This window comes from Streptomyces montanisoli (assembly GCF_017813245.1).
Lineage (GTDB): Bacteria > Actinomycetota > Actinomycetes > Streptomycetales > Streptomycetaceae > Streptomyces > Streptomyces montanisoli.
This window is the reverse complement of record NZ_JAGIQL010000293.1, coordinates 1-3,814: the sequence shown is the minus strand read 5'-3', so window position 1 is coordinate 3,814 and position 3,814 is coordinate 1. Positions and strand designations below refer to the sequence as shown.

The 3,814-nt window shown below is 73.4% G+C and carries 4 protein-coding genes; 2 read left to right on the top strand and 2 right to left on the bottom strand.

The features are described from left to right. Positions 1-90: 90 nt before the first annotated feature. Entirely contained in the window at positions 91-594 is a 504-nt protein-coding gene (gene ftsL, locus JFN87_RS32340; protein ID WP_307865679.1) for a cell division protein FtsL, read from the bottom strand. Further along, positions 591-1,553, bottom strand: coding sequence for a 16S rRNA (cytosine(1402)-N(4))-methyltransferase RsmH (gene rsmH, locus JFN87_RS32335; protein ID WP_209345966.1), 963 nt, complete (start codon positions 1,551-1,553; stop codon positions 591-593). Before rsmH ends, ftsL begins: the two co-directional genes overlap by 4 nt. A gap of 330 nt (positions 1,554-1,883) precedes the next feature. Between rsmH and JFN87_RS32330 the strand changes: the two genes are divergently transcribed. Together JFN87_RS32330 and JFN87_RS32325 are read left to right on the top strand one after the other, a co-directional pair. Continuing rightward, positions 1,884-2,426 (top strand): beta-class carbonic anhydrase, encoded by a 543-nt coding sequence (locus JFN87_RS32330; RefSeq protein ID WP_209345964.1) that lies wholly within the window; start codon positions 1,884-1,886, stop codon positions 2,424-2,426. A 221-nt stretch (positions 2,427-2,647) separates the two neighbouring features. After that, positions 2,648-3,814, top strand: a 1,167-nt coding sequence (locus JFN87_RS32325; protein ID WP_372449331.1) for an AAA family ATPase, incomplete at its 3' end; no start/stop codon positions are given.

Genomic DNA, 3,814 nt, shown 5'->3' with positions numbered 1-3,814 from the left:
CCCCCCCCCCCCCCCCCGTCCACCCGCCCCTCATCAGGGGCAATGGTTGGCACTCGAGGTACGTCGGAGACAGGAGCTCAGAGGCGCGCTCTACCGATCTGCGCTGCGGGCGGGCGAGGGGCCCGCGGTGGGGTTCGCGGACGTGGTGGGGCTCGCGCCGGCGCTCGCGGACGGCGCGGGTGTCGCGGACGGCGTCGGGCTCGGCGGCGGCGGGAGGGCGTGCGCCTTCGTGGGGTGGCCGCGCACCGTGCCGTCGGGCTCGAGGAAGGCGGGGTTGCCGCCGGGCACCATGCCGAGCTCGCGGGCGCGCCGCGCGAGCGCGTCGGGCGCGGACCTGTCGTCGACGTCGCGGCGCAGGGCCTGCTGGTCGTCCGTCAGGTCCTGCGTCTGCTTCTTCAACTTGCTGAGCTGGAACGAGCCCTCGTTGAGCGAGGAGTTCAGCATCAGCAGCGCGATCAGGCCGCCCGCGAGCAGCACCACCACCAGCAGCACGAAGGGGGTGCGCGCCGCCGAGCTGGTGCCGGACGGCAGCAGTCCGGCGAGCCGCGCCGCACGGCCGCGCAGCTGCCCGCCCTTGCCGGGCGCCGCGCTCACTGCGCGTCCTCCCTGATGCGCTGGGCGCCGCGCAGCCGGGCGGAGGCGGCCCTGCTGTTCTCGCCGACCTCGTCCTGCGTCGGCGTCTCGGCGCCCCTGGTGAGGAGTTTGAGGCGCGGCTGGTAGCGCTCGGGCACGACGGGCAGTCCCGGCGGGGCGGTGCTGGTGGCACCCGCGGTCAGCGCCTGCTTGACGATGCGGTCCTCCAGCGAGTGGTAGGAGAGGACGGCGATGCGGCCGCCGACGGCCAGCGCGCTCACGGCGGCGGGCACCGCACGCTCCAGGACGGACAGTTCGCCGTTGACCTCGATGCGCAGGGCCTGGAACGTCCGCTTGGCGGGGTTGCCGCCGGTGCGCTTGGCGGCCTGCGGCAGCGCGTCCCTGATCAGGCCGACGAGCCGGGCGCTGCGGTCGAAGGGCTCCTTCTCGCGCTCCCTGACGATCGCCCCGACGATCCTCTTGGCCTGCTTCTCCTCGCCGTACGTGCGCAGGATCCGCACGAGTTCGCCCGGCGGGTAGGTGTTGAGCACCTCGGCCGCGCTCGCGCCCGCCGTCTGGTCCATGCGCATGTCGAGGGGCGCGTCCTGGGCGTAGGCGAAGCCGCGGTCCGCCTCGTCCAGTTGCATCGAGGAGACGCCGAGGTCGAACAGGACGCCCTGGACGCGGGCGACGGAGAGCCGGTCGAGCACCTCGGGCAGCTCGTCGTGGACGGCGTGCACGAGGGTCGCGCGCTCGCCGTAGGGGGCGAGCCGCTCGGCGGAGAGCCGCAGTGCCTCCTTGTCCCGGTCGAGGGCGATCAGGCGCGCGGCCGGGAAGGTGGCGAGCAGTGCCTCGCTGTGGCCGCCGAGGCCGAGGGTGCAGTCGACGACGGTGGCGCCGGGGCCGGCGAGGGCGGGGGCCAGCAGGTCAAGGCACCTCTGGAGCATCACCGGTACGTGCCGCTCGCTGCGCTCGCTCATGCGCCCTCTCTGGTCCGGCGCGCGGTACGCGGGGGCCTGGCCTCGCCCGCTCGCCCGTGGAATGCGGGGACGCCGACGCCGTGAGGGCGCCGCCCGTACCGTCGAGCGGGAGGAGGCCGATCCGCACGTTCGCCGCGCACGCGGGGAATTCGGCAGGTGTGCGGTGGATGACCGCGGACTTCGCGCCACTTTAGTCCACAGTCCCTTACGGTCAATCAACCGGCAGGCGCGTCGCCGCGGTCGTGGAGGGAGCGGGCAAAACGGGACGTTCGCCGCACATCACGACCCGCGCCGGAGCCGATCCCGTCCCGCCCCGATACCTTCTTGTCCATGACGACCCCGACTGATTCGAACAAGGAGCCCTCGGCCGCGTCGCACGACGGCGGCACCGACCGGCTCGTAGAGGCCAACGCCCGGTACGCAGACAGCTTCGAGGACCCGGGGCTCAGCGCCCGTCCCTCGAAGCGGGTGGCCGTCGTGTGCTGCATGGACACCAGGATCGACCTGGCCAACGCGCTCGGCCTCAAGGTGGGCGACCACCACACCCTGCGCAACGCGGGCGGCACGGTCACCGACGACGTGATCCGCTCGCTCGCCGTCAGCCAGCGGGCCCTCGGCACCACCAGCGTCGTCCTGGTGCACCACACGCGGTGCGGCATGACGACCATCACCGAGGGCTTCAGGGACGAGATCGAGGAGGAGGTGGGGCAGCGGCCGACCTGGCCGGTCGAGGCGTTCAAGAGCGCCGAGCAGGACGTGCGCCAGTCGATCCGCCGGGTGCGCACCTCGCCGTTCCTGCCGCACGTGGACGACGTGCGCGGCTTCGTGTTCGACGTGGAGACCGGCCGCCTCGCCGAGGTCGCCGCGGACTGACGCGCACCGCCGGCGCACGGCCCGGCGTGTCACGCTTGCCGACGGACAAGTGACACGAAGCGGTAACGGCAACAAGAATGCGTCGGGGACACCACTCCCGGAACCTTCCGGGAGCGGTGTCCGTATTCGGGGTGTACCGGGCCGCTCATGGCGTGCCCGGACTTCCATGGGGTACCCCTCGCTCCCTTCAGGAGCGGCGGGGCAGGGCCGAGGAGGGCCGGGTGACGACGTATGACGATCGAGCGCACCAAGGGGGTCTGTCCGACCGGACGTACGGACGGGTGGGAGAGGACCTGACCGCGGCGGCGGAGCGGGTCCGTGCGTCGGTCGAGGGTGTGATCGAGGGCAAGCCCGAGGTCGTACGGCTGGCGCTGACGGTGCTGCTCGCCGAGGGCCACCTCCTCATCGAGGACGTCCCGGGTGTCGGCAAGACCATGCTCGCGAAGGCGCTCGCCAGGTCCATCGACTGCTCGGTGCAGCGCATCCAGTTCACGCCCGACCTGCTGCCCTCCGACATCACCGGGGTGTCGATCTTCGACCAGCAGCGGCGGGACTTCGAGTTCAAGCCCGGTGCGATCTTCGCGCAGATCGTGATCGGCGACGAGATCAACCGCGCCTCGCCCAAGACGCAGTCGGCGCTGCTGGAGTCGATGGAGGAGCGCCAGGTCACGGTCGACGGCACGACGTACGAGCTGCCGAGCCCGTTCATGGTGATCGCGACGCAGAACCCGGTCGAGATGGAGGGCACGTACCCGCTGCCCGAGGCGCAGCGCGACCGGTTCATGGCGCGCGTGTCCATCGGCTACCCGAGCGGCGAGGCCGAGTTGCGCATGCTGGACGTGCACGGCGGGCTCTCGCCACTGGACGACCTCGAACCGGCCGCCCACGCCCAGGACATCGTGAAGCTGATCGATGCCGTACGCACCGTGTACGTGGCGCAGGCGGTGCGGCGCTACGCGGTGGACCTGGTCGGCGCCACCCGCGCCCACCAGGACCTGCGGCTCGGCGCCTCCCCGCGGGCGACGCTGCACCTGCTGCGCGCCGCCAAGGCGGCGGCGGCGCTCGACGGCCGCGACTACGCCCTGCCGGACGACGTGCAGGCGCTGGCCCCGGCGGTGCTCGCGCACCGGCTGCTGCCCACGGCGCAGGCGCAGCTGGGCCGCAGGACGGCCGAGCAGGTCGTCCTGGAGATCCTCAGGAACACGCCGCTGCCGAGCGACGGCGGCGGACACGTGCCGCAGGCCGGCGCGCGGGGCGGGGGGCGGCCCCGGCCCGCCGCCCGGGGGGCGGAGGGGGCAGCTCCGCCCCCGGGCCGGTGGTGTCGTGCGGGTCGTGCGGGTCGTGCCGGGGCCGGTCAGGCCTCGGGCTCGTCGACCGCGGTGCCGGTG